The sequence below is a fragment of the Carnobacterium sp. genome (genome assembly GCF_040274425.1).
The window spans coordinates 1-4,577 of record NZ_JBEMBC010000134.1; the positions used below are offsets into that span (position 1 = coordinate 1).

The 4,577-nt window shown below is 29.3% G+C and carries 4 protein-coding genes; 1 reads left to right on the forward strand and 3 read right to left on the reverse strand.

Going from position 1 to position 4,577, the window contains the following annotated elements:
• Positions 1-572: 572 nt before the first annotated feature.
• The 3 genes from ABS911_RS14425 to ABS911_RS14435 are packed head-to-tail and all read right to left on the reverse strand — an operon-like array spanning position 573 to position 3,222.
• Positions 573-1,400, reverse strand: coding sequence for an S-4TM family putative pore-forming effector (locus ABS911_RS14425; protein WP_034536599.1), 828 nt, complete (start codon positions 1,398-1,400; stop codon positions 573-575).
• Positions 1,397-2,056, reverse strand: coding sequence for an SEC-C metal-binding domain-containing protein (locus ABS911_RS14430; protein WP_034536600.1), 660 nt, complete (start codon positions 2,054-2,056; stop codon positions 1,397-1,399). Before ABS911_RS14430 ends, ABS911_RS14425 begins: the two co-directional genes overlap by 4 nt.
• A complete protein-coding gene (locus ABS911_RS14435; RefSeq protein WP_251166061.1) occupies positions 2,053-3,222 on the reverse strand; it encodes an SMODS domain-containing nucleotidyltransferase in 1,170 nt (389 codons plus the stop codon). Before ABS911_RS14435 ends, ABS911_RS14430 begins: the two co-directional genes overlap by 4 nt.
• Before the next feature lie 604 nt (positions 3,223-3,826).
• Between ABS911_RS14435 and ABS911_RS14440 the strand changes: the two genes are divergently transcribed.
• Positions 3,827-4,309, forward strand: coding sequence for an SRPBCC domain-containing protein (locus ABS911_RS14440; protein WP_350468137.1), 483 nt, complete (start codon positions 3,827-3,829; stop codon positions 4,307-4,309).
• Positions 4,310-4,577: the final 268 nt, after the last annotated feature.

Here is a 4,577-nt window from a genome sequence, read left to right on the forward strand (position 1 = left end):
TTATATATAAAGAGATAACCGTTTAGAATCGATTTGAAATAACCAGTATCAAAATCCAATATTATAAGAGGCCTTTATGTCCGTTCTTAAGATGGATGACGAGTAAAAAAATGGTACAATTAAAGAAAAACTAAAACCTTCTGTCTAAAATAACTTTTATGTTATTTTAGACAGAAGGTTTATTTTTTTATATAACATTTTCAAAAAATCGAATACTTAAATATTGTTGAAGGTTACGTGAGAATAAATGTTCAAGACAATATGGATAATTGAATTGCCGACTGTTCCTCTATAGTTTTATTTTTAGCTTCTAATTCTATCAATAAAGAAGAATTAATGTTCTAAGTATGTGAAAGCTAAAATTTATATAATTATCTGTTGATTTTTTCCATATACAGGTTACGAATCGACTGTACTTGTGTTTTTACGACGAGTAGACGATCCAATGCTAAAGGAAAGACACCAATTCGGTCAAATAGGCTTTCAAGTACTGAACTAATAATTTTAATCAGTTCCTACATACAAAAAAGACACTTCGTTTGAAGTGTCCGAAAAATATTATAGTAATTTTATTAATCAATATTGGAAAACGTAATTTTTGCTAATTTTGTAATTTTATTTTTTTTAATAAAATAAATCCAACTAGGAGTAACACCAGAAACTTGGCGTTTTATAAAAACTATATTTTGAATTTCTCTAAAATCATCTTCATTTTTTGCTAAATTTAGTCGAAGATTTATTTCTTTATTTAATTTATTTACTTGCAGCGTTTTCAGGATCGTTGTGATAATCTTTTTGGATAAACTAGACATTACTAAAAAAACTGTTTTAAAATACTCAGTTAGAGTTGTATCTCGGAAGTATACAAATGTTAATAGTATTGAGATTATTAAAATACTTAGTAATATAGTATTTATACTAGCATCATAGTATACATTTTCACCTATAGCTTTTTTTAAAGTTGTTTGTTGATTTTCCTTATCATCGACGAACTCGTACCAATCTTTTACTCCTCTAGGTTTATCATTACCTGTATGATTCATCTGTGATTTAAACATTTTTTTATTCTTTGATTTAAGTATTTGAACTGGTTTAATAGTATTTTGAGAGATTTCTTTTTTCCAACCAAAAACATATTCGTCAAATACTTGTTTAAATTCCGCTGCTTTCGAAGTATATTGAGAAATGTAACTATCTAAAATTAATGTTGTTAAGAACCATAAAATTAGTGAATAATCCATCCATATACTATTTGTCCATATCATTTTAAAGATAATAGTAATTAGAATACCTAGCCAATAAAAATTATCTAACAAATCAGCTTTATCATAATAATATCGAGCAGACGTTTGACAAGCTAAAGCTATATCAGTATTTTGTCTAGAATATATTGTATTCATAAGTTTCTCCTATCTTTTAAAATTTCTAAATCACTCATCGCCTGATTGTATAATAGACGTGATTTAGAAATTTTATGCAGTTCATAATAATGACATTTTTTCATTTTTTTACTGGAACCACATGGGCAGGGGAGATTTCTATTTTTATTTTTAACCGGAAGAGCAAATAATAGTTTTAAAACAATCCCTCTGTTTTCTGATTTAAATAGATATTGATAGCCTTCCAAAATACCTTTATTCCCATGGCTGCGCTCTACCACAGGCATTGTATGATACTTTTGATAATATGAATAAACAGTGAGGTACTCTACAATTAATTCAAAGTATTTATTGATAGTATAGTTTGGTAGTAATCTATACCTTAACTCCATCTCCGTACCTAAACAGAAGGAACCAGCTTTATCCGGATTAATATGATGGTATGAATGAATTTTTCTTTCACCATACTCATAGCAAGTCGGTAATGATTTTGGATAAGAATAAGGGAGTTCAATCAAAATATTATAATCTAGAAATGTTTTAACTCCATTTATTTGACTACTACAAGAAATACACATAACAATTTTGTAAAAGTTTTTTTCTTCTATAATTTCTTTTATTGTCAGCCCAGATAAACTATTAATACTTTGGATAATCAAGCTTTTAGATAGAATCATTTTACTCTCCAAGGGCTTGCTTTAGCAGAATTAACTTCAAAATCTGCTTCTTTAATTGAAGAAAAATCTAGATTCAAAGAGTCATAAAGCATTTCTGATTTTTGAATATCTTCAATATTTGAAGAAGTTTGACTTTCAACTAAGTTTTTTAAGTCGGAAACCCAGTTGAAAAAGTCTTTAGCTACTTGTTTTTCTTCATTCCAAGAGCTTAAAATATTATCTAAACCATTGGCTGGATTTTTAAGAATCCATTGACCGTTGCTTAAAGCTATAATCTCTGAAATTATAAAACCTTCATTTAAACTTTTCTGAATAGATTTTCCTCTAGAGAAACTTTCTAGTTGTTGAAGCTCAGATACTACTAAGTTTAATAAAGTAAACTCGTCTTGAGCATAGAATAATTTATTAGCTAATTTAGCAACAATTGTAGTAATAACTATTGAAGATGGTTTTGACTGAGCAGTTGCTCTTGAGAAATATACATCACGTAATCTTTTAAGAATCTTAATTACATTTCTCATTAAATTAGTTGCTGCATCTTCTGGCAATTCTTCAATAGTGGAGTCAAAAATCCCTTTACGAAATTCTTCATATTTTTTCTCGTAAGCTTGTGTTTGGTTTTCAAACCAAGTTTTATACCCAAGAGGGTTATTTGAAATCCATTTATTATAACTTGGAGCTACGTTAGGAATAGCTATTGAAGTCTCAACTAATTCAATACATTCAGTTTCTTGTCTTATTTTTTCTAATGTTTCAAAAGATTCAGCAACGGAAGGAATAATATCGATCGTAAATTCAATATCGTCAATTTTAGCATATTCAACTGTAAAACATTTTTCCCACCGTGTATAATTATGATAACCTGCAGAGTCTATGGCTTCTTCAAAAATATCCATTAATTTTGAAGGTGTGATACTTTTATCTAAATTTTGAACTTCGCAAATAACATCTACATCATATGACCTATCTTTTCCATCTTTAAAAGGTCTAACAGCAGTCTTAGTTGCAAATGAACCTTGTGAGTAAAAATTTATATCTAAACCAGATGTTCTAATTATTGTTTTACAAATATTAGTATATAATTCCTTTGCACGTTCTCTTTGTGTTTTTGTCAAATCTATTTTTGCTAGTACTTCATTTATTTTTTCATTTTTTTTGTATCCCATTATGTTAGTGCCCCCCCATTTTATAAAGTTGATCTTATTATATCATGGAAAATTACAATAGTATATGGTGAAACACAACATGTTGTGTTTGGTTTATTTTTAAGAGCTATATGGAGTGTTTATTGTTTTTTGAAAATATTATATATAGATAGTTACTGTGTCTAAACCTTATTGAACATAGATGAAATTTTTTATACTATATTAAAATAAAAACTAACGAAATATACTACCAATTTTAGAACCCAAAATTAGAACACATTAGGTTCAAATCTATTCAAATTCATTCAATATATATTTCTTCAAAATGCTGTAATATCAGGATTTTTCATGCTTATTCATTTAGTCAAATATAAAACCAGGTCTTAAGAAAGTTCAAACAGCGTCTCAATACTAAAAACGTTAATATAACGATATATATATATATAAAAACTATCTATATGGCAGTTCTTTTTTTTGAACGAAAACTAGCATACTCAATTTGATGAACACATAAGAAGATATTAATATTTTGAAGATTAAAACAGTCTAGAAGAATCTCTCTACCTATGATGGTATACTTTAAAAAAGTAAAAGAGTCGATTATATTTATGAAGGAGCGTTTATCATGGAAAACAATCCGAAGAGTGGAAGGATTGACACTGTCTCAAAAGTAATTGATGCTTCGCCGCACACACTTTATCAAGCATTCATGGACCCGAACTCTTTAGTCAAATGGTTGCCGCCTGATGGTATGAGAGGGGAAATTGGTCTGTTTGAACCAGTAGTAGGTGGGAGATTTCAATTAACACTCACTTATGAGGATGAACATGCCACTCAAGGGAAAACAACTGAAAATTCAGATTCTTTAGAAGGTACCTTTTTTGAATTGATACCCAATCAGAAAATCGTTGAGGCTGGTGTATTTGAGTCAGATGATCCTGCCTTTGCAGGGAATATGGTGATGACTTGGTATTTTGAAGAAGTAGAACAAGGGGCGAAGGTAACGATTGTCGCTGAAAATGTCCCTAAAGGCATCAAGAAGGACGATCACATTGATGGGTTGAATTCCACACTAGAAAACCTGGAACGTTTTGTAAAGACAAGTTAGATAACACTGTACTTTTTGAAGAGCTTACTGGTTTCCTTGATGTGTATACTATATGATGCATTAAATGTATTTCAGGAGGGACTTGGGTTATCGATAGAAGAAATAGTAGTCAAGAATTTGAGCATAGGCAGTGCCTTTTTTGTTTTGCAATCAAAAGTAAAATTTAGATAACGATAGCGTTTCCCTTTTCTTTAACTAGTGTATTTAGTTGTGGTTCAAAATGGTTCACAGTTTCCAGTGACCAAACATTTTAATAGGGTAAATTACG